This window comes from Streptomyces sp. NPDC127092 (assembly GCF_042722475.1).
Taxonomy (GTDB): Bacteria; Actinomycetota; Actinomycetes; order Streptomycetales; family Streptomycetaceae; genus Streptomyces.
The window spans coordinates 327-680 of the sequence record NZ_JBHXFE010000124.1; the positions used below are offsets into that span (position 1 = coordinate 327).

General features: G+C 66.7%; 1 pseudogene. It reads right to left on the reverse strand.

Features of this window, described 5'->3' with window-relative positions:
- Nucleotides 1-354, reverse strand: a pseudogene (locus ACFWJO_RS37795) (glycoside hydrolase family 65 protein); the annotation flags it as partial.

The window sequence follows — 354 nt, forward strand, 5'->3', positions numbered from 1 at the left end:
GGCCTCCTCGCCCTCCTCGAAGAACGGCACGGTCAGGCGGGTGCTGACCTCCTCCCAGCGCTCGATCTCCTCCTCGGAGATCTCCATGAGCTCGGGCAGGCCGTCGTCGATCGTGTCCAGCCAGCGGACCAGGCGGGCGGTCTCCGCGAGCACCCACGAGGTCAGCACGTTCGTGTACGCGTTGTTGCGCAGGCCGGAGCCGGGGGTCTCGGGATAGCCGTCGTGGAACTCGTCCGGGCCCATGACGCCGTGGATCTCGTAGCGGTCCGTGACGGCGTTGTGCAGGGTCATGGACATGAAGAACCGGGAGATCTCCACGAGCATCTCCGCGCCGTAGTCCGAGATGAAGGACGT